The sequence below is a fragment of the Bacteroides thetaiotaomicron VPI-5482 genome (genome assembly GCF_000011065.1).
In the GTDB taxonomy this organism is placed as follows: Bacteria; Bacteroidota; Bacteroidia; order Bacteroidales; family Bacteroidaceae; genus Bacteroides; species Bacteroides thetaiotaomicron.
The window spans coordinates 5,652,185-5,673,619 of sequence record NC_004663.1; the positions used below are offsets into that span (position 1 = coordinate 5,652,185).

The following is a 21,435-nucleotide window of genomic DNA, read 5'->3' on the forward strand; positions in this document are numbered from 1 at the left end:
TTACTTGGCATCGGAGTTTTTTCGTACCTTGATATGATACGTGGATTCAGCAAGATTGATGAGTTCTTCGCACGCCTCGTGACGTAAACTCTCATCAGCAAGAGCCCGATGAAGTTTACGGTTCTCAGCACGCAATAGCGATAGTTCTTTCTGGAGCTCAGAAATACTAGAATCAATAGCATCGCTATTTACTGGTTTAGAGGATCTACCCATATCTTTGTCTTCTATTTGATACTTGTTAAGCCAATAAGTAAGAAGCTTGGCACAAAAGCCGTGACGCTTACAAAACTCAGATTTGCTCTCGGGACTTGATAAATACTCACGAATATAAGACATTCGTTCATCATCACTGTAATAGTTGTACTTCTTTTTCGAATATTTCATCTTTATTTTCGATTTTTGAAGTGTCAACTTATTCAGTACACTACAGAAATTAAAGGAAACTGTAAGCCATTCAGATACAATGATATAGGGAAATCATGGTAAGAAATGAACCATCTACGTGTGATTGATGTCGTATTTTATTATAAGGTTAATGCGAGCAAAAAGTCTGTTTTTATTAGAGGAAAAGTTTGTATGCCGTAATATAATATCGTACCTTTACAGGAATTAAGCGATAAACAATATTGGTAGATAAACAGACAAAAAAGAATGAAAATAACTTTAATCAGACAAGACAGCGGGAGTGGAAAAGAAGCTCTAAGCATATGCGAAGCAGGTACATTATTCAACAAAATGAAAACGGAGACAAAATCGGGACACATTACGGCTTTGCGAAACCTGATACCGATGCTGGAAGGTACGTACAGCCAGTACGAACATATAGACAAACTGCCATATATCTATTCTGCCGTAGAATGTACCCGCACTAAAGAAGGCGAACGAAAAATGAAACAATATAACGGACTGGTGCAGTTGGAAGTGAACCGGCTGGCAGGCCCGTCCGAAATGGAATATGTGAAACGGCAGGCGGCACTCTTGCCTCAGACTTTCGCCGCATTCTGTGGTTCCAGTGGCCGTAGCGTGAAGATATGGGTGCGTTTTGCCCTGCCGGATGACAGAGGACTGCCCGAAAAAGAAGCGGAAGCGGAATTATTTCATGCTCATGCCTACTGGCTGGCGGTAAAGTGCTACCAGCCGATGCTTCCTTATGATATTAATCTGCAAGCACCGGTGCTGACACAGAAGTGTCGCATGACACTGGACGAATCTCCATATTACAATCCCGATGCAGTGCCGTTCTGTCTGGAACAACCGCTCGCTATGCCCGGTGAAGAAACTTTCCGGCAGCGCAAGCAGGGTGAAAAGAATCTGTTGTTGCGATTGAAACCGGGATATGAGTCTGCAAAAACTTTCACGAAGATTTATGAAGCGGCGTTGAACAGGGCATTTCAGGAAATGGAAGACTGGAAGCGTGGAGATGATTTGCAACCTTTGCTTGTACACCTTGCCGAGCATTGTTTCAAAGCGGGTATCCCCGAAGAAGAAGCGGTCCGGCAGACACTCATTCATTACTATCGGGAAGAGGATGAGCGAATCATACGCTCGACGATTCATAATCTTTATCAGGAATGTAAGGGTTTTGGCAAGAAAAACAGTATCGGAAGGGAGCAGGAGACGGCTTTTCTGCTGGAAGAATTTATGAACCGTCGTTATGAATTTCGTTATAACACCGTGTTAGATGATCTGGAATACCGCCAGCGTGATTCCATCCACTTTTACTTTAAGCCCGTGGACAAACGTGTGCGCAACAGTATCTCTATCTGTGCCTTGAAAGAAGGCATCAATGCCTGGGATCGTGATGTAGACCGTTTTCTGAATTCGGAATATGTTCCTTTGCACAATCCTGTAGAAGAATATCTTTATGATGTCGGCCGTTGGGACGGGAAAGACCGTATCCGTGCATTGGCAGGATTGGTTCCTTGTACGAATCCGTACTGGCAGGAGTTGTTTTATCGTTGGTTTCTGAGCATGGTGGCGCATTGGAGAGGGGTGGATCGGCAGCATGGAAACAGTACGTCACCTTTGCTTGTCGGTCCGCAAGGGTATCGTAAGTCAACGTTTTGCCGGATTATTCTGCCGCCTGAGTTGCGTTTCGGCTATACGGACAGTATCGATTTCAAGAGTAAGCAGGAAGCGGAGCGTTATTTAGGACGTTTTTTTCTGATCAACATTGATGAGTTTGATCAGATCAATGTCAGCCAGCAGGGGTTTCTGAAGCATTTGTTGCAAAAGCCTGTTGCTAACTTGCGCAAGCCTCATGGCAATACTATTCGTGAAATGCGTCGTTATGCTTCCTTTATCGGCACCAGCAATCAGAAAGATTTGCTTGCCGATCCCAGTGGCAGCCGTCGTTTTATCTGTATTGAGGTGATAGCTCCTATCAAAACCAATGCTACCATCAATTACAAACAGCTTTATGCTCAGGCGATGGAAGCCATTTATAAGGGTGAGCGTTACTGGCTGGATGATGAGGATGAAAAGATTTTGAAGCAGACGAACCGTGAATTTGAGCAGGCGAGCCCGTTGGAACAGTTGTTCCATTGTTATCTCCGTCCGGCGGAAGAAGAGGAGGGAGGCGAATGGATGACGTCCATGCAGATTCTGAATTATTTGCAGACGAAGACACGGGACAGGTTGGCTATCAATAAGGTAGCTGTGTTCGGCCGTGCGCTTCAGAAGCTGAATATTCCCTGCCGGAAGTCCGGTAAGGGGACACTTTATCATTTGCTGAAAATAGAATAATTGGTAGTAACGTGAGGGCAAACGGTTGCTCTCACGCTGCTACCATTGGATCTCTAATCGCTGTAACTCCGATGAATAGGGGGATTGAGGCGAAAATGAGAGCGTGAGGGCAAAAGTGCTGTCATTTTATATGTGGTTGAATTACTTCTTCCATTCGTTGGAGTTCCCAGCCACGGAATTGCATCACAATGCAATGTAACTTTGTATTCTGTATCAATTGGCGAACTTTCGGTGCGGCTGCATATCCCTTTATCTGCTCAACGGCTTCTTCCCATTGGATTTCGGCTTTCGCATCGGAATCTTTTTCTGAAAGGTATTTTAGCTCTATGATGTAGCTATGATTCACTTCATAATGCAGTAGGTCCGGCATAAGGAACAGGTCACAGTAACCGTGATTCAGTTCCACTTCCGGGGCAGTCAGGTAATAAGCATTTACGCTCAGGTAGGCAGTAAAGAATCCTTGAATATTCCGTTCGCCTTCAATCGCACTACGTACTGAGGAGTTTTCCTTGTAGGCATGAGCGATGAACTCTAAAGATTTTTGCCAGTGACCGTCGAATGCCATGTCATCAAATAAATCTCTTAAGCCATTCAAGTCAATATGCCGTTTCTCTTGATATTCCTCTAACAGAAAATCGTAATACTGCTTGCGTACATTATTGTTGGGAATACCCAGTATCAGGCGGACTCCTCGTGTACCGGTAATGGTCAGCATGCCATAATAAAAGAGCAGGCTGGGAAAGATTTCCGGATTGGCTATTTCGCTGGCGGGGAAGGTTGTCACTAAGTTGGTGATGACTTCTCCTTCTTCGGTGATTTTGCGCAACACACCTTTACGATTTCCGTCGAGCTTGTCCAATCGGATCAGTTTTTTCATTTTATTGTAATCCGTGCGGGTATTAGGGTCAATCATTTGTTCGGGAGATTTCCCCAACGTTATGTAATGACGCAGATAATAAAGTACCATGTCGCAGTTGAACATCTTCGGATCACGTTCCAGACTTTCTTTGGCAAAGCAATAATTGTCATACCACGGTTTTATTTCCCGAATCAGTGCATCTATGTCTGTATCTGCCGGCAGTTGTCCGGCGTCTTTATAGTACTGAAACATGGTCCGCACATCTGTCTCACTGAATCCCAGCATCATATTGAATTGGAAATCGGTGCTGATGTTCCAGCCGATATTGAATCCGCTGGTGAGATCATCCAATGTAACGGGGCTGACACCTGTCATGAAGATGCGTTCGAACATTCCTTTAAACTTTTTGAAAATCTCCCGGTAGAATCCGCTGGCGTGAGTCAGGGCATGATAGATTTCATTACCTTGTTCGTTCAGAACCACGTTGGTGAAGTTGTCATATTCGTCAATAATCAGATAGAGATGGGAACCATTGTTGCGGGCTTTTCGATCCAGAAAATTCAGCTTATTGGTGGAACCTTCCAGTTGCTTCATTTCTAATGCAAATCCCGGATAATAGTATGGTTCATAAATGGATGCGAAGTCATCCAATCCACCGCAGCAATAATCGTCAAAGTTCTGTGCCAATGTACCGTCGATTCCGCCTATGCGTGAGAAATCAAGAAAAAGTATCTGAAAAGTTCCCTGTAGGGGAGTTGGCTGACTGCCTATCCACAAATTACCAAAGCGTTTCTGAAACTTTTCTTTTTGCGAAATATCATAATAGGTGCGAAGCATGCTCAGGAAGATACTTTTGCCGAAACGCCGGGGGCGGATAAAGAATAGACTGTTGGGCTGCTGTTCCAGCAGAGGCAGATACATGGTCTTATCTACATAATATTGATTCTGCTCTACCACTTCCACGAAATTGGAAACTCCATATGGGATTCTTTTCACATCTTCTATCATATTTCCTGTTATTTTAGTTCATTGCTCACGGAATAAGACAAAAGTAATCTATTCCGGCTGAAAGAACAAAGAAAAGGGGAGGAAAGTTGGAACTTAGTCTTTATTCACAGTCGCCTCAACCAGACTATCCATATCAAAATCAATATTATAATCCTTTTCTATTTTAATCCTTCTTATTTGATTGACCAATGAATGCGGTTTCACCCTTCGGGTCATCTCTATTTCCAGCAACCTTTCGGGAAAGCGTTTACGGATTTCATCTATATTTCTCATGAAAAGTGAATCTTTATTTTCGTAGAGAGAATTGGCAGCTTCTGCCAGAATAAAAGCTCCCAAGCTGTCGGGATATTGTTTTAGTACTGCTTGAAGGAAGACCTTGCTTTTTCCAAAACTTTCGTGAGCTTCAGCGTGCATATCTTTGGCAGCTTGAAGTAGTCCCAGTTGGAACAGATACTCACCGGTAATTGCGTTTTTCTCCATAGCAAGTGTTTGTATGTATAGGGCGGAGTCCAGTTCTCCCATTTCAGATAAAAGTTTGGCTTTCATGCCGTAATAGTCGGGATTTAAACTGTCGATTGCCAAAGCTTTGTCCAGAAAGCGGATGCATTTTCGGGTGGAGTCTACATCGCAAGAAGATTCCATTAATGTCATTGCTTGCCGGTAGAGGCTGTCTGCCTGAAGATTGATACAATGAGGAGTGATGTCTACTTTAGACTCTTGCTGGGAATGGCAACCTGTAGCTGCAATAATCATTGGCAAGATAGTTAATAAGAGGCTTAATTTCTTGGGTTTCATATTCATAATTCTTATCATCCAATTTTATAAAAAAGTAAGACTGGCGAAGAACTCGATAAGAAAATGTGTCTAATCTGATCTTATTTTGTTCTTCGTCAGTCTTTTCTTGTTTTACTTAAATGCCTAGCTGTTCTCTTGCCCAGGCTTCATCATGTCTTATTCTGTAAAGGTATATTTCGGACATATTCCACCATGCACTGCCTGCGACAGTATAATCCAATGGATCTTTGTCACGGCGAGCCGTAGGAGTAAATCGGATATAGTTGTAAGCTTGCTTTCCACTCACATTGTTTTTAGCTGTGGCATGGCCACCGTTTGTTGTCGGCAGATTGAATTCTTCATTACCCATACTTTCAAAGAACTCACCGTTCATACTTCCATATATTGTTGCGGCTTTTACGTCACCTCCGTTATTCACTCCGCTTTGACGTGCATCATATTCAAAACAAAGGTCCTTTAATGGTTTGTTCAGTTTGATCTGGACATAATGTGCTTCTGTTGTAACAGGAGCATTCCACTTGGTATGATAATAAGTATTCACCTTCCCGTCAATCAATGCCGGTAAACCGCCTCCGTCTCCGACATGATTAGCATTGTCGGAAAGCATATCGATAGTAAGAGTAACACGTTCCATTTCGGAAGCTTCGCCGGAAATGCCTGTTATTGTTACCGGACTATCTGTCTCCATACCAGTCGGACCATAGGTGTTGATAGTAAATGAGTATTCACCTGCACATTGGTAAGTATCATCTATGATATAGGATGTTGTCTTATAGTCATTTATTAAGATCTCTTTATTTTCTTTCGTGACTTTATCGTAATAGGTAATCTTTATCTTGTTGAAGTCTACATCTTCAGGTATCTCCCATTGCAGCTGAATACTTCCGGCTCCCGGAGTAGCAGTAGCATTGATCACATTTAAAGGAGGTGTCGCGATAAATCCGGCCTGTTTTACTGTGACTACGAACTGACTTGGTACTTTGTCGGTGCTATTGGTACTCTTGAAGGTTATCTTTCCTTCACGAGGTTGATTCTCAACTTCAGTGTTGGCTTTAATGATAAAGCTTTCGGAGACATCACGCAGTGCTCTTGAAGCGGGTAATGATACTGGAGTGATCCAGGATTGGGCGGATTCTTCGACTTCATAGGTATATGACACTTCACCGGCAGGAGAATTTACTTTGAAAGGAATAGTGATTGTTTCTCCCATTGCTTTCACTTCATAGATCTTCTTGTCTTCATCGATTTCGACTATATAACCTCTGGGTTGTTGCTTTATCAGGAAAGAAGCTGTATAGCTGTAATTCTGGGAAGACTGGAGGATAATCGTACAATAACGTACGTCAGTCTCGGTGCTTTTATCCAGCGTAAATTTCAGTTCCTGTTTGTTTACGTCTTCCGCTGCACGCGTCTTTGCATCAAATGTGGCAGGTTGCTCTGCCAGACGTATCCAGTTGCAAGTGTCTGGTATAATGATATTATCCAGATTCAGGTTGGTCGCTACAGGAATTGTCAATGTTTCTCTTTCTGCATCTATTATTTCTACATATCCTTCCTGTTGTAGCTTGTCACCTATAAGGATGGCCGGTTCTTTACCAAACTGCGAGACAGTGATGGAATAGCTTTGATGACCATAGGCTACAGTGATTTCTGCCCGGCGTTGTTTGTATATATTGTTTGCACTGGCAGATACGACTACTTTGCCCTCGTGTTGTACTACCTTGCACCATTCTGCATTGGACTGGGCACTCCATCTGTCGAGTGGTACATTGGTCTGCACTTCAATTTCATGTTCTCCTCCCAGAAGTGGGAAAGTGATAGGTGCCTGACTTTTATCAGGAACTACGAGCGTTTCTACTTTAAACTCGGTTTCGTAATCGGGCGAACAAGAGATAAGTCCGGAAGCAATTCCGAATATGCTTGCGAGCCCGATGATTAATATATTTTTTTTCATACTCATTTGATTTGATTACAAGTTATCTACTCTTGGGTTAAATTCATATCGTAGTTTGGCTTTCACTTCCCGGTAAGGGGCGGTGGATTCCAGGCGATATTTATAATGCAGACGGAACTCTTTGTAATAAGTGGCACGTCCGTCGGGAGTACGGATAGCGTTTAACAGGAATGTGTTGTCGTAATCATCGATTGGAGTAAGTTGTACTACATCGACCGGATCCACTTCCACATCATTAACTCTGTCATGCGCTCTGATGGTAAGTTCTCTGGCCTGAGGATTCTCCGGTTGCTGCTCGCCAATTTCCAGAATGATACTCTTAGATACAATTCTGCTTCTTGCTGTCTTATAATCGCCAAGATCTTCATCACCTGCCATCATGCGTACCGAATTGGCACCGATCGGGAATACTTGATTGGCATTTGTCGGTCTACGGACTTCGGGACTACCACTGGGGTTAGGAATTACAATCGTACTGCTTGTATAATTGTAGTAGGTAGAAGTCTTTGTCGTTGCGTAATAGTTTTCTTTATAGATACGCAATAATACATGACTTTTATCCGGATTATAATTAGGTGTTTTTTCCGGATCTATCTTGTAATCCAGAAAATAAATGGAATCCGGTGAAATCCTTTCCAGATTTTTCAGATAGATCGGAAACATTACTTTGGAAGTGCCTGCCTGAATATCCAGTTCCTTATTGGGAAAATCATAGCATTCATCGGGAAGCAGTTTGGCAAATTTTTCTTTTTCTATATCAAAGTTGGATTTGTTGTATGCTTTCAGCAAAGAGTCCGATTCCAGAAGAGCTACATGGTGTGTGTTAGGGCTTATTTGTGAGCCGCTAACCGTGGCAACCAGATAGATCGTATCTTTTTCTTGTCCTACATTAGCCACCTGCCGGTCGTAGATCAGACTCGAATTACTGAGTAAGCCTACTTCGTTCCGGTATTGTTCCTGGTCGAAATCGTATTCATTGCAAGCACTCAATACACCTATAAGGGTGCAGAGCATTATATTAAATTTCTTTTTCATATTCAGTCTGTTATTCATGTTTTGATATTATCTGTCCCATCCGAAATTCTGGTCGGCATTGGGAACCTTCAGCAATTCATCATGGCGGATCGGTAAGAATACCATTTTAGGCAGTGCAATGCGGTCTCGCACATTTTGTGTATTGATCGTCACAATATTCCAGAATCCTTCATTACCGTTGGCATTTGTACGGTCTTTTGTCACATCCAGTCCCCGCCAGTTGGAGCTGTTGGCATCTTCGTCCAGATAGGTTCCCCATCTGCGCGTATCGAAATATCGGTATCCTTCGTTAAAGAGCTCTACCTGACGTTCATTGCGGATGATTTTTTCAAAATTGTCTGCTTCTGCCATGTCGTTGGCATCTACTCCCGGCAAGCCGACGCGATAACGTATCATGTTGAAATATTTAGCCATTTCTGCCGGATCACGGCTAACGGTTTCCTCAATAAGTGTACCTGTATTGTCGGATACTTCTACGGTCACTGTACCTTCTACACGGTTCAATGCTTCTACATATTCCAGTAGCACTTCACCATAACGAATGATAGGGAACGGTTTAGGGCTGGTGACGAATGCGCCTTTTACACTCCCTTTGCCGTTAGCCCATGAGTCGTCCGGATGAATGTATTTGACGGGAACATAACCGCTGACACTGTAGTCGTTTACGTTATTTCCGGCACCGGCAATTCCGGCATTGGTATCATCGTGAGAATACCAGAATTGCTGATTGACGTAGGAGGCGTCGGTAGAAGCTGAACTCATCGGCCAGTAGCGACCCGGAAAACCTATCGAGGCATAGAAGCGTGCCGAACGATTGGCGTACATCATAGGTACGTTTTCCCTCAGTAGGTATGTCCCCAGTTTTTTGGATTCGCCGGTGAGTCTGCTGAAGTCCGGTTCATATGGATATTCTGCCGATGAATTATGAATAGTCCGCCCATCTGCCATCAGATAGCAATCAATTACCCTCTGCGGCACAGACATTGAACCCCATCCGCCAAACTTGACAGGGAATGAGTGATGGGTATAGTTAGTGACGTTACTGGATTCCATCGCCCAGATGAATTCTTTATTAGTCTGTATGATACCTTCTCCTGTGAACATGTCGGAGTAAGAGTGATAAGGATCGATATTGCCTGCTCCGTCAGGGAAGTTAGCAGTAGGGACATTGGAGGCCAGAGGATATGGGTTCTGGGCATCTGCTTCCACTGTATGTAGCTCGTATCCCATTTTGGTCAGCTGTTTGGCGGCAGCTGCTGCAACGGCCCAGCGTCTCGGGTCATACTCTTGATTGACATAGTAGGCTCCGTCGCTTTTACGTTTCCAGGTCCCGAAACATTTACGGGCTGCAGCTCCGCCATTGAAAAGCGGTGAAGCCTGGAAGAGGCGCAAACGGGCGATGAGTGCCATGGCTGCTCCTTTGGTCGGACGTTGATAATAGTTGACGCTTTGCTCATCCGCCGAATAGATGCCTTGAGTTGCCAGGCGGAATTCATCGCATATATAATCTACAGACTCATCATAGGTAGCCCGTTCGCGATTATAATATTCGGCAGGTTCGGAGGTGCTCAGTTCTTCATCGCCCACGATAATCAACGGTCCCCAGTTCATCAAAAGATGATAATAAGCGTACCCACGCATAAAGTGAACATATCCGATATAACGTCTTCTGTCCATTTCGTTCATATCAGGTACATTGTAGACTTCTTTAAGCATTTTGTTACATCTTGCTACAATGACATACATGTCGTACCATTGGTTTTGGATAGGCAGATTTCTGCTGTTGATGGTACCTACGGAAAATTGTAGTCCCCAAAATTCATTTGTCTGATATTTAAGTGTTATTTCGTCCGAAGCAGATTCCCCCGGATTCCAGGAATTTCCCCAGATAGCCCCTGCGTCGGGAAAACCTTTCGGAGTGTTCCAGAGATAACCTTCAGCATTTTTCTTGCTGTGAAAGATGGAGTCTTCTTTGAAAGTAGCTTCGAAGTATGGGTCTACATCCAGAAAATTGCAGGAACTGAGTAGTAGTGTACTTCCTACTGTTGCTCCCAATATTATTTTGAATAACTTTTTCATGAGTGTTCTATATTATTTTTAGAATTTAAGATAAACCTGGAACGTGTAAGTTGCCGGTATCGGATAAGCGGCCCCGTTTGCAGATGCCTGTTCCGGATCAAAATACTTCACTTTGTCGATAGTAAAAAGGTTGTTGGCAACAAACTCCAGATCGACAGAAGATAGTCCTGTCTTTTTTATCCATGGAGTCTTCAGGTTGTACTTCAGACTGAGTTCCTGAAAGCGCAGGAAAGAACCGTTCCGTTTCCAGAAAGAGGAAAGCTGGGAGTTGTTCGTATTGCCTCCGTAGGAGAGACGTGGGAATTCTGCATGGGGATTTTCCGTAGCGGTGGTGCCTGAATACCATGCGGGCGTCCATCTGTTCTTGGGATTGTTGGCCAGCTTGATAACGTTGCCGAGTTCTCCGTTATAGAAGGGAATCCATCCTGCGTCATTACCGAGTCCCGAACGGTAGTAGTCTACTTTTGCCGAACCTTTGAAAAGGAAGCTGAGGGTTAAGTCTTTCCAATGAAAATCGGCTCCGAACCCATACATTACCCGAGGGAGTTGGTTGGAATAGGACAAAGGTACTTTGTCATCGTCATTGATAATACCGTCTCCATTTACGTCACGATATTTGATATCTCCCGGACGAATGCGGCCGAATCCGCTTTGGTCGGCACTTGTGTTGATTTCTTCTTTACTGGAGAAGAGACCTTCTGCAATATATCCGCGAAGGATGTTAAAGGGTTTTCCGGTTACACTCAGATAATCATAAGGTAACTTGTTTTCTTCATAGTAATCAATAATATTCTGAGAGAAAGTGTAATTGCCGCGTACAGTGAAGCTCATGTCTTTATTGATCTGGTGGAAGAATTCGAAGTTTCCGTCAGAACCATAGCTATGCATTTTTCCTACATTTGATTTCGGGACGGTAACCATACCTACAAACTTAGGCAGCGTCACACGATCCTGGAAGATGTGATCACGTGTATCGCGGAAAAAGTCAACAGTGACAGAGAGCTTGTCGTGGAAGAACTTGGCATCGATACCAAAGTTGAGTTTCTTTGCTACTTCCCATTGAAGGTTGTCGGCTCCTTTCACAGTTTCTGTAATACCCCGTTCACGATATCCCCAGTAAGAGGCGGCATTGTCATTGATTAATGTCAAATAAGGGAACCGGTCACCACTGATCTGGTCATTACCTACCTGACCGTAGGAGCCGCGGAACTTGAGGAAGCTTAACCAGGGAATGGCCTCATTGACCCAGTTATAGGATGTCGGTACCCAGCCTACAGCAATGGAAGGGAAGAAACCGAATCTTTTTCCTTTTTCGAATTGCGCAGAACCTGTGTAACCGAAGTTTGCATCAATGAAATAGCAATTGTTATAGCCATAGGAAATGCGTCCTGATAAGTTTTGACGCCGTTGAGGAATGGCATTAATACCCATCGCGTCATAGTCCCATTGGGTGTTATGAACATCTTCCATGTAATATAAAGCCAATGCTCCTAGTGAGTGCAAACCAAATGTACGGTCCCAGTTGGCTTTGGCTTCCATGTAGTATTTTCTGTATCTGTTGTTATTTTGTGTATATTTCATGTTCTCTTTGGCAGTACGCAATGTTTTGATGAGTACCCCTTGTGAACTTCTTCCTGTAGCGCGGTAGAGGTCAGGCCATATGTAACGTCCTTCATTGAAATAATTGATATTTTCGCTCATCGCTTGTACCGACGCTGTCATTCCTTTCAGGAATCCTCCGAATTCCTGTTCAAGTTTGAGTGTAAGCATATTACGCTGAGTTTCATCTTGCGTGTATCCGGTGTTATTTAGCATGACATACGGAGAAGCAAGGTCATGTTTTCCATAAGAAGGGAAGGTACCGTCTGAATAGGTTTTAGGAAACATCAGTGGAGTTAGCTGACGGACTGCTGACCATACCGTATTCGTGTTTTGTCCACCCGGGCTGGTATAGTTGGAAATATATCCGTCCAGACCAAAATAAACTTTGGTTGTTTTGGTCAGATTCATGTCAATATTGGCACGATAGGTTATTTTTTTATATGACAAAGGCTTTTTGAACAGGTTGTCTTCCTGCCGGTAGGCCGCTCCTTCATCCTGATACCCTAATGAAAGATAATATCTGGCTATGTCGCCTCCTCCTTGTGCATTGATGTAATAGTTCTGCTGGATAGATGTGCGTTTCATTATTTCATCTATCCAGTTAACATCCGGGTAGAGGTCTTTATCCAAATTGTATTTTATCAGATCCAGTTCCAGACGGGAGTAAAGGTCGTCTTCACCCGACATGGCACGTGCCTCATTGGCAAGGAGAGCGTAGTCATAAGCTCCCAGGTATTCGGGCAGACGTTTGATGTGCGATACTTTTAATGTTGCTCGTCCTGTGATGGTAAGTTTGCCTGTTTCTCCACGTTTAGTGGTAACCAAGACCACGCCATTGGCACCTCGGGTACCATACACTGCGGTGGCGGAGGCGTCTTTCAGGATACTGAACGATTTTACATCATCAGGATCAATGTCTTCAAGGCGGCCCTCGATACCGTCAATCAGCACTAATGCACCGGAGCTGGCTCCGAAAGTACTGATACCACGAATCCAGAAGTTGGAGATGTTTTTTCCCGGTTCGCCCGAACTCTGCATGGTGATGACACCAGCCAACCGTCCGCCGATCATGTTGTTGAGGGAAGTACCGGGAGTACTGAGCTGGGCTACATCAATGGTACTGATTGCACCTACTACTGATATCTTTTTTTGTGAAGTCATACCTGTGACCACTACTTCGTCAAGCTTGGTGTCATCTTCTTCCAATGTAACTTTGAGTGTCATTTCATCTTTAGTCACCAGTTTCTCGATAGATTTCATTCCAATAGCCTGAATGACTAATATTTGGTTGGCATCTATTTTGATACTGAATTTACCATCCATATCTGCTGAGGTTCCCACTCCCGGTGCATTCTTAACATAAATGGTAGTACCCGGTAGCGGTTCACCGGTTTTGTCTATTACGACCCCCGCTACAGTAAACTGTTTTTTCTTATTGTCTTGACTGTAACTCGTCAGCGGTATAAGCGCCATGATCAGTACAATCAGTAGAAAATTATTTCTCATATTGTATTTTGTATAAGGTTATTCAATGGATAATTTACGAATCACTTTGTTCTGTGTGTCGGCTACATATACAATAGTTCCATCACTGTTGACTGCTACTCCGCAAGGGAAGTGGAATTTGGCAATTTCCGGACCTCCATCCTTATAACCTTCCGCTCCCGGCAGACCGATAGGTGTGGTTACGGCTGCTCTTTCTTTCGGCATAGTAGTATCTATTACGCGGATGCAGGAATTACCACTGTCAGCAATGTACATTTTTCCGTCGTCGGTGAAACAAATCTGGCGCGGGTGTCTGAATTTGGCGTTCTTCAGCAAGCCGTCTTCCCAGCCCTTCCCGTTCATAACTCCTTCGTAGATTGCTTTTCCTGCGTATGATTCTCCGTTATAAGTGTCTTTATCTTCCGGAGTGATCTTGGATACGTCCACTCTCCAAATCTGGTGAAAATCTGCAAGAGATACATAGAGTACGTTTTCTTCTCCTTTAATAGGGCTGAATGCGATATAGGAGTCACTTCCTGCTTTGCCGCCGTCGCCTGTTGCTACATTAGATATTTTCTTTAGCAAAATTTCTGCTGTACGGTTTTTAGGATTGATTCGAACCAATTGCCCTTTCCACATGACCGTATAGATCATATGATCCAGCTTGTTGATTACAAAGCAATGCTTCCAGTTGTTTTCGTCTACGGTGCTGAGTTCTTCTGATTTCAAGACTGTTCTATATCGGGGAACATAATTTAGAAGTTTTTGCATATCATAATATTTCATGCCGGCATCATCCGGAATGTAAACAGCTTCAGCATCTTTTTCATCAGAATAAGCAGGTGCATTAATATATGCAGTTCCATATTTTAATACAATGGAAGAATTGCTGGCGATGGAAATCATTGAAATGTTTCCGTTTACGCCTTCACCTTTTTCATTACGGCAGGTTGTGTTTGGTTGTTTGTCTTTTCCACTGTCTCCTTTACGGTCTACCACAAATATATTGTCTTCACCGTCTATACAGAGATAGAAAGGAGAGGAGAAAGTACATGTGGCAAGGTCACCACCAACGGTGTTTATATTATTGTCCGGTGATGCAAGTCCTGCTACCGTACTAACACTGGTTTGTGTCTTGTATAGGAATTGGTCTGGTGCTTTGCCTATGTATTCTTGACCGTCGGGCGTTCTTCTTTCTACAAGAATATTCATCTCTCTTTTGAAGGTGAGTCCTTTGGGAACAAATGCATAGATTCTGCTACCGTTACTGCTGACTAATCCGGCAGGATGTCTGATCCCGTCTACATCTTCAAAATAGACTTTCATGCCAGTGGTGTCTGTACCGAAGTTGCGGCCTTCGATGATCATCGGAGTGGCTATACCTCCGGAATCAGGATAAAATTCTGTGATCTCAATAGGCTGGTTTGGGTTGAACCCGCTGCTTCCATTGATGTCGTCATCTGAACAGGAAGCTAACCACGCGAAAGCTGTAATGAACAGCGTCCAATAAACTCTTCTTTTTCGCATTGTTTTTCTGTGATAAAAGGTTAATAATTAGATTGGTTAAAAAAAAGTGATAGGGAAACCTACTCTTGTGTGTCTACTATGTGGGTAGAACTAGGGTATGCATACAAGGGGTATACGTTTGTTTTTGTATGTATGAGTAAGTTTGAAAATATATGGGTGTGTTTGACTGCTATTATTCATCTTCTTAAATTGGGGGTATTGAAGTTGATAATGAACTCAGAATACATATCATACCTATTCTGATCTGTGCTGAAATAAAAGTAAAAAAATGAGATCGAATTCTCCGATTTTGAAAGGCGGAGGGCTGTTGCTAAGAGTTTTCATAAATGTTAATTTAAGGTTATAATCATATTGATTAATTGGGGCTAAGTCGTAATAGGACTTGGTATTTTTATACCCCAAAGTATATTTTCTACTGTTTCCATAGGCTATTCAAAGGTTATTAAGTGCATGTACTATTCTAAGACGGTGTAAAGTTATTAATAAAATCGAAAAATACAATATCTTTTTTATTTTAATTATCAACAAACACCATTTTTTTAGAATCTCAATTCTACTATATAGTTCATAAATTGTCATCCCAAGCATCCATCAACCAATTAATCAATTATATATAAGACACTTATACACATACATACCAAGTCCTATTACGACTTCTTCAAAATTATTCAATTTGGCATAAGGTCTCTATTGCTCTCCAGGATGAAAAGTAATGCAATTAATTTAAATAATTAGGTCGATTTTTCCTTTGAAAATAATTAGAAGACTGTTCTTTTGACTTTTTTCTACCTTATATATATTAGATTGTTCTACCCAAACTGTCAATCTCTTAAAGTAGTTTTTGAGCATCCGGAATCAGAATCTCTTTTCTGTGCAACTCGATTAAACCATTATCCTGTAGTTCATTCAGTGTTTTAGAAATATTTAATCGAGTATCATCCAAACAACGCGCCAAATCGTCCATCTTTACTTTGAAAGTCTTTTCCCCTTGCGGTTTTTCGCAATGTGACAGAAAGAAACGGATAATTTTGCTTTTTAAATCCAGCGTGGGTTCATCCCATAAACGGGAATAGAGATTTTGCGCCCGGTTGCTGACGATATTCATATAGTTGAGGCGGAAAATATCATATCTGAACAGATCACTGAGTACGAATGCTTTGCTGATACAAACAGTATGCACTTCCGTATGTGCCACATAAGAAGAAGCATAGTTGGTATTCATACCGAATAAAGACTGAGGTTCTATCAGATAGGGAGCTTCGATTTGTTCGATGACCGTATAAATGTTTTCTTTTGCATTGGTGACAATAGAAATCTCACCTTTCAACAGAAAACAAAGCTGGGTACAGGGATTACCACTCTTTATGATGGTTTCCCCAGCTTTATGTTTGATAAAGTGCAGCTTGACTTTATCCAGAATACTAGTGAAATCTTCATGACAAAGCCCCTGAAATAAAGGTAATTGGAGCAAAGTATCGAACATTGTTTCCATACGTTGTAATCTCTTATTAATCGTACAAATTTACTCATAATACAACACTGCTATCCACATATCCCCTTTCTTTTTGTTTTTTTTATTGTTTGAATGCATAAAAATAGAGTATATTTGCAAAAAAAAGGAGGAATTATGTTCACGGGTTTTAATTGGCAGCAAATGATCAGTGCGTTTATCGTACTTTTTGCAGTAATAGATATTATCGGTTCTATACCTATTATTATTAACCTGAAGGAAAAGGGGAAAGATGTGAATGCAACAAAGGCTACTGTCATCTCCTTTGCCTTACTGATAGGCTTCTTCTACGCGGGTGATATGATGCTGAAACTTTTTCATGTAGATATCGAATCATTCGCCGTGGCGGGCGCATTCGTTATTTTCCTCATGTCTCTGGAAATGATTCTGGATATAGAAATCTTCAAAAATCAGGGGCCGATAAAGGAAGCGACACTCGTTCCGCTTGTCTTCCCGCTGCTGGCAGGGGCCGGAGCTTTTACTACGCTTCTTTCGCTTCGTGCCGAATATGCCAGTGTTAACATTATTATTGCCTTGATACTGAATATGCTATGGGTCTACTTTGTAGTAAGCATGACCGGACGTGTGGAACGTTTCCTCGGGAAAGGGGGGATCTATATCATCCGTAAGTTTTTCGGTATCATCCTGCTCGCTATCTCAGTAAGGTTGTTTACTGCTAATATCACCTTGCTGATTGAGGCATTGCATAAGTCGTAACCGGGATTTATGAGGTAATATCCGTAGAGTCGGTTGTATTGTTGATATCTTCTTCCGGAGATTCCTCTTCTTCTTCATCCGTTTCGTCCGCAAAAGGTTCTGGTCGTTGAGGCCCGTGATTCAAGAAACCGAATGCACAGAGTGTTCCCATGATTCCTCCGCTGAGATGTCCTTCCCATGACATGTTGGCGGGAGAGAAGTAGGGGAACATATGCCAGATGATTCCTCCATACAAAAAGGTGACAAGCAGTGAGATGGCAATCAGAGGAACATATTTCCGCAGGATACCACTGAAAAAAAGAAAGAAGGCAAGTCCGTAAATCAGTCCGCTGGCACCGATGTGCCATCCCGGTTTGCCGATAATGAAGGTCAGCAGTCCGGCTCCGATCCAGATGATCATAAAAATACGTCCGGCTATCCCCCTGTAGAAATAGAACAAGCACCATGATAAAAAAAATAGCGGCAACGTATTGGCCAGCAAATGGCTGAACCCGCTGTGTATCAGCGGATGAGTCAGAATACCCGTTATTCCTCGCTTTTCCAGAGGGTATATTCCCATGTGAGAGAAGTCCCAGTCCATGCCGACTTCAACGATCTTTAGCAGAAATAGGATAAAAATTAGGAACAACGGCACCGCTGTAGCCAGCATGATACGCTGAATATCTCGCTTCATTACTTTCTATTCTTTAGATATTTTACGCAATACTACGAATATTTGCACAAAAACTGAAAATAAAAAGCCTTTTTATTTTTGTTTTTATCTAGAATTTGTACATTTGGGCATTATACCTATATATACAATGCTCAGGCTGGTATATATACAGAACAGCAATAGATATATATAAGGAATATAGTGACCAATAATTAACCTTTAAATAATGCACAACTATGAGTTATTTACGATTTGACAAGACCCTCATGACGAATCTGGAAGAAAGTCTCCAAAGGGAGATTCTCCGGACGAACAAAGCAGGAGCTTATCATTGTACAACGATTGTTGATTGTAACACACGCAAATATCACGGACTGTTGGTAATTCCTGTTCCCAATATCGACGATGAAAATCATGTGCTGCTATCTTCTCTTGATGAAACGGTAATTCAACATGGTGCTGAGTTTAACTTGGGGTTGCATAAATATCAGGGAAACAACTTTAGTCCGAATGGACATAAGTATATCCGTGAATTCGATTGTGAGCATATCCCGGCGACAACTTACCGTGTTGGAGGAGTAGTGTTACGCAAAGAAAAAATCTTTGTACATCATGAAAACAGAATCCTGATTCGTTATACTTTGTTGGACGCACATTCGGCGACGACTTTGCGCTTCCGACCGTTCCTCGCTTTCCGGAGCGTGCGAGAGTACACTCACGAGAATGCGCAGGCAAGCCGCGATTATCAGCTTGTGGAAAATGGTATCAAGACTTGTATGTATCCCGGTTATCCGGAACTGTTCATGCAGTTGAACAAGGCTTGTGAGTTCCATTTCCAGCCCGACTGGTATCGTGGATTCGAATATCCGAAAGAACAAGAGCGAGGCTACGACTTCAATGAAGACCTCTATGTTCCGGGATATTTTGAAGTGGATATAAAGAAAGGAGAAAGCATCGTTTTCTCTGCGGGTACTTCCGAAGTTACTCCGCGCAGACTGAAGCAGACGTTCGAAGCCGAAGTGGCTGACCGTACGCCTCGCGATAGCTTCTATCACTGTCTGAAAAACTCAGCCCATCAGTTCCACAACCAGCAGGAAGGAGAACATTATATCCTTGCCGGTTACCCGTGGTTCAAGTGCCGTGCCCGCGATATGTTTATATCCTTGCCGGGACTGACACTTGCGCTGGAGGAGGTGGATCAGTTTGAAGATGTGATGAAGACAGCGGAAAAAGCGATTCGAAGCTTCATCAATGATGAGCCGGCAGGATACAAGATTTACGAGATGGAGCATCCGGATGTACTGCTTTGGGCCGTATGGGCTTTGCAACAGTATGCCAAGGAGACCTCTCGCGAACAATGCCGTCAGAAATATGGCGAACTGCTGAAAGATATCATCGAATTTATCCGTCAGCGGAAACATGAGAACCTCTTCCTGCATGAAAACGGTCTGCTTTATGCCAATGGCACCGATAAGGCGATTACGTGGATGAACTCCACCGTAAACGGACATCCGGTGATTCCCCGTACGGGATATATCGTAGAATTTAATGCTTTGTGGTATAATGCGCTTCGTTTCGTTGCCGATCTGGTTCGTGAAGATGGAAACGTTCTTTTGGCCGATGCGCTTGACGCACAGGCGGAAGTGACGGGAAAATCATTTATCGAAGTGTTCCGCAACGAATATGGATATTTACTTGACTATGTAGACGGAAATATGATGGACTGGAGCGTACGCCCCAACATGATATTCGCCGTAGCATTCGATTATTCTCCGTTGGACCGGGCACAAAAGAAGCAAGTGCTCGACATCGCAACCAAAGAGTTGCTCACCCCCAAGGGACTCCGTACCTTGAGTCCGAAGAGCGGGGGCTATAACCCTAACTATGTTGGTCCTCAGATACAGCGTGACTACGCTTACCACCAAGGCACAGCCTGGCCTTGGCTGATGGGATTCTATATGGAAGCCTATCTGCGAATTTATAAGATGAGTGGCCTGTCGTTCATTGAACGCCAGCTTATTGGTCTCGAAGATGAACTGACAATTCATTGTATCAGTTCGCTGCCTGAACTTTTCGATGGTAATCCGCCTTTTAAAGGACGCGGAGCTGTATCGTTTGCCATGAATGTCGCCGAAGTACTGCGTATTCTGAAGCTACTGTCTAAGTATTATTAAAAAGAGGAGGAACGAAAATGAAAGTTTTAATGTTTGGATGGGAGTTCCCCCCGCATATCTTAGGAGGGTTAGGGACTGCCAGTTATGGTCTGACAAAAGGAATGTCTCAGCAGGATGATCTGGAGATTACATTCTGTATTCCCAAACCATGGGGAGACGAAGATCAGAGCTTTTTAAGAATTATCGGCATGAACAGCACGCCGGTAGTGTGGAAAAATGTCGGTTGGGACTATGTGAAAGGACGCGTAGGCAGTTATATGGATCCGCAATTGTTCTATGACTTGCGCGATCATATCTATGCCGACTTCAACTATCTCAATACGAATGATCTGGGATGCATCGAGTTCTCCGGACGTTATCCGGACAACCTGCACGAAGAGATCAATAACTATTCGATCGTTGCCGGGGTGGTAGCACGTCAGCAGGAGTTTGATATCATTCATTCTCATGACTGGCTGACTTATCCGGCAGGGATACATGCCAAGCAAGTATCTGGTAAGCCATTGGTGATCCATGTGCATGCTACTGATTTCGACCGTAGTCGCGGCAATGTCAATCCGACAGTGTATGCCATTGAGAAGAATGGTATGGACAATGCCGACCACATCATGTGTGTGAGCGAACTGACCCGTCAGACTGTGATCCATAAGTATTTTCAGGACCCGAAGAAGGTGTCTACTGTGCATAATGCCGTTTCTCCTTTGTCACAAGAGATACAGGATATTGTTCCTCAAAAGAATCCGAGCGAAAAGGTCGTTACTTTCCTGGGACGTATTACCATGCAGAAAGGACCGGAATACTTTGTAGAGGCTGCAGCAATGGTATTGCACCGTACGCGCAATGTCCGTTTCGTAATGGCCGGTAGTGGTGATATGATGGATCAGATGATTCGTCTGGTAGCCGAACGCGGTATTGCGGACCGTTTCCATTTCCCCGGTTTTATGAAGGGAAAGCAGGTGTACGAAGTGCTGAAAGCCAGTGATGTATACATTATGCCTTCTGTATCTGAGCCATTCGGTATCTCTCCGTTGGAGGCTATGCAATGTAGTGTACCTTCCATTATATCCAAGCAATCCGGCTGTGCCGAAATTTTGGATAAATGTATTAAAACGGACTACTGGGATATTCACGCTATGGCGGATGCCATTTATTCTATCTGTACTTACCCGGCTATGTACGAGTACCTGAAAGAAGAGGGTAAGAAAGAAGTGGATGAGATTAAATGGGAGAACGTGGGATATAAAGTTCGCGGTATCTATGATGAGGTTATTAAAAATTATGGTAAACAATAAA

14 protein-coding genes are annotated in these 21,435 nt (G+C 43.1%); 4 read left to right on the forward strand and 10 right to left on the reverse strand.

Going from position 1 to position 21,435, the window contains the following annotated elements; genetic code table 11:
* Positions 1-384, reverse strand: a complete 384-nt coding sequence (locus BT_RS21665) for a transposase (RefSeq protein WP_008763908.1) — start codon at positions 382-384, stop codon at positions 1-3.
* A gap of 267 nt (positions 385-651) precedes the next feature.
* Here BT_RS21665 and BT_RS21670 point away from each other — a divergent pair, with 267 nt between their 5' ends.
* Positions 652-2,745, forward strand: coding sequence for a BT4734/BF3469 family protein (locus BT_RS21670; RefSeq protein ID WP_008764484.1), 2,094 nt, complete (start codon positions 652-654; stop codon positions 2,743-2,745).
* A 121-nt stretch (positions 2,746-2,866) separates the two neighbouring features.
* On the opposite strand, the gene BT_RS21675 is transcribed toward BT_RS21670, so the two are convergent.
* From BT_RS21675 to BT_RS21710, 8 genes are all read right to left on the reverse strand, one after another.
* A complete protein-coding gene (locus BT_RS21675; RefSeq protein WP_008764485.1) occupies positions 2,867-4,612 on the reverse strand; it encodes an ATP-binding protein in 1,746 nt (581 codons plus the stop codon).
* A gap of 93 nt (positions 4,613-4,705) precedes the next feature.
* Positions 4,706-5,407 (reverse strand): tetratricopeptide repeat protein, encoded by a 702-nt coding sequence (locus tag BT_RS21680; RefSeq protein ID WP_008764486.1) that lies wholly within the window; start codon positions 5,405-5,407, stop codon positions 4,706-4,708.
* Between the two features lie 115 nt (positions 5,408-5,522).
* Positions 5,523-7,367: a BACON domain-containing protein gene (locus tag BT_RS21685; RefSeq protein WP_011109190.1), complete on the reverse strand. Its 1,845-nt coding sequence runs from the start codon at positions 7,365-7,367 to the stop codon at positions 5,523-5,525.
* 9 nt (positions 7,368-7,376) lie between these two features.
* The gene (locus tag BT_RS21690) at positions 7,377-8,396 is read right to left on the reverse strand and encodes a BT_3044 domain-containing protein (protein WP_008764488.1); all 1,020 of its coding nucleotides are present in this window, start codon (positions 8,394-8,396) and stop codon (positions 7,377-7,379) included.
* 27 nt (positions 8,397-8,423) lie between these two features.
* The gene (locus BT_RS21695; protein WP_011109191.1) at positions 8,424-10,475 is read right to left on the reverse strand and encodes a RagB/SusD family nutrient uptake outer membrane protein; all 2,052 of its coding nucleotides are present in this window, start codon (positions 10,473-10,475) and stop codon (positions 8,424-8,426) included.
* A gap of 18 nt (positions 10,476-10,493) precedes the next feature.
* Positions 10,494-13,583 carry a SusC/RagA family TonB-linked outer membrane protein gene (locus tag BT_RS21700; RefSeq protein ID WP_011109192.1) on the reverse strand — a complete coding sequence of 1,030 codons (3,090 nt, stop codon included), beginning with the start codon at positions 13,581-13,583 and terminating at the stop codon, positions 10,494-10,496.
* 18 nt (positions 13,584-13,601) lie between these two features.
* Positions 13,602-15,089, reverse strand: a complete 1,488-nt coding sequence (locus tag BT_RS21705; RefSeq protein ID WP_008759970.1) for a hypothetical protein — start codon at positions 15,087-15,089, stop codon at positions 13,602-13,604.
* 829 nt (positions 15,090-15,918) lie between these two features.
* On the reverse strand, positions 15,919-16,581 hold the full coding sequence (locus BT_RS21710) for a Crp/Fnr family transcriptional regulator (RefSeq protein ID WP_008759971.1): 663 nt from the start codon (positions 16,579-16,581) through the stop codon (positions 15,919-15,921).
* A gap of 135 nt (positions 16,582-16,716) precedes the next feature.
* Between BT_RS21710 and BT_RS21715 the strand changes: the two genes are divergently transcribed.
* Positions 16,717-17,316: a MarC family protein gene (locus BT_RS21715; protein WP_008759972.1), complete on the forward strand. Its 600-nt coding sequence runs from the start codon at positions 16,717-16,719 to the stop codon at positions 17,314-17,316.
* A gap of 7 nt (positions 17,317-17,323) precedes the next feature.
* Here BT_RS21715 and BT_RS21720 read toward each other — a convergent pair whose 3' ends face one another.
* Positions 17,324-17,989, reverse strand: a complete 666-nt coding sequence (locus BT_RS21720; protein ID WP_008759973.1) for a rhomboid family intramembrane serine protease — start codon at positions 17,987-17,989, stop codon at positions 17,324-17,326.
* Positions 17,990-18,204: 215 nt separating this feature from the next.
* Between BT_RS21720 and BT_RS21725 the strand changes: the two genes are divergently transcribed.
* Together BT_RS21725 and BT_RS21730 are read left to right on the forward strand one after the other, a co-directional pair.
* Positions 18,205-20,142: a glycogen debranching enzyme N-terminal domain-containing protein gene (locus BT_RS21725; RefSeq protein WP_011109193.1), complete on the forward strand. Its 1,938-nt coding sequence runs from the start codon at positions 18,205-18,207 to the stop codon at positions 20,140-20,142.
* 17 nt (positions 20,143-20,159) lie between these two features.
* Positions 20,160-21,434: a glycosyltransferase family 4 protein gene (locus BT_RS21730; protein WP_008759975.1), complete on the forward strand. Its 1,275-nt coding sequence runs from the start codon at positions 20,160-20,162 to the stop codon at positions 21,432-21,434.
* Position 21,435 lies beyond the last annotated feature (1 nt).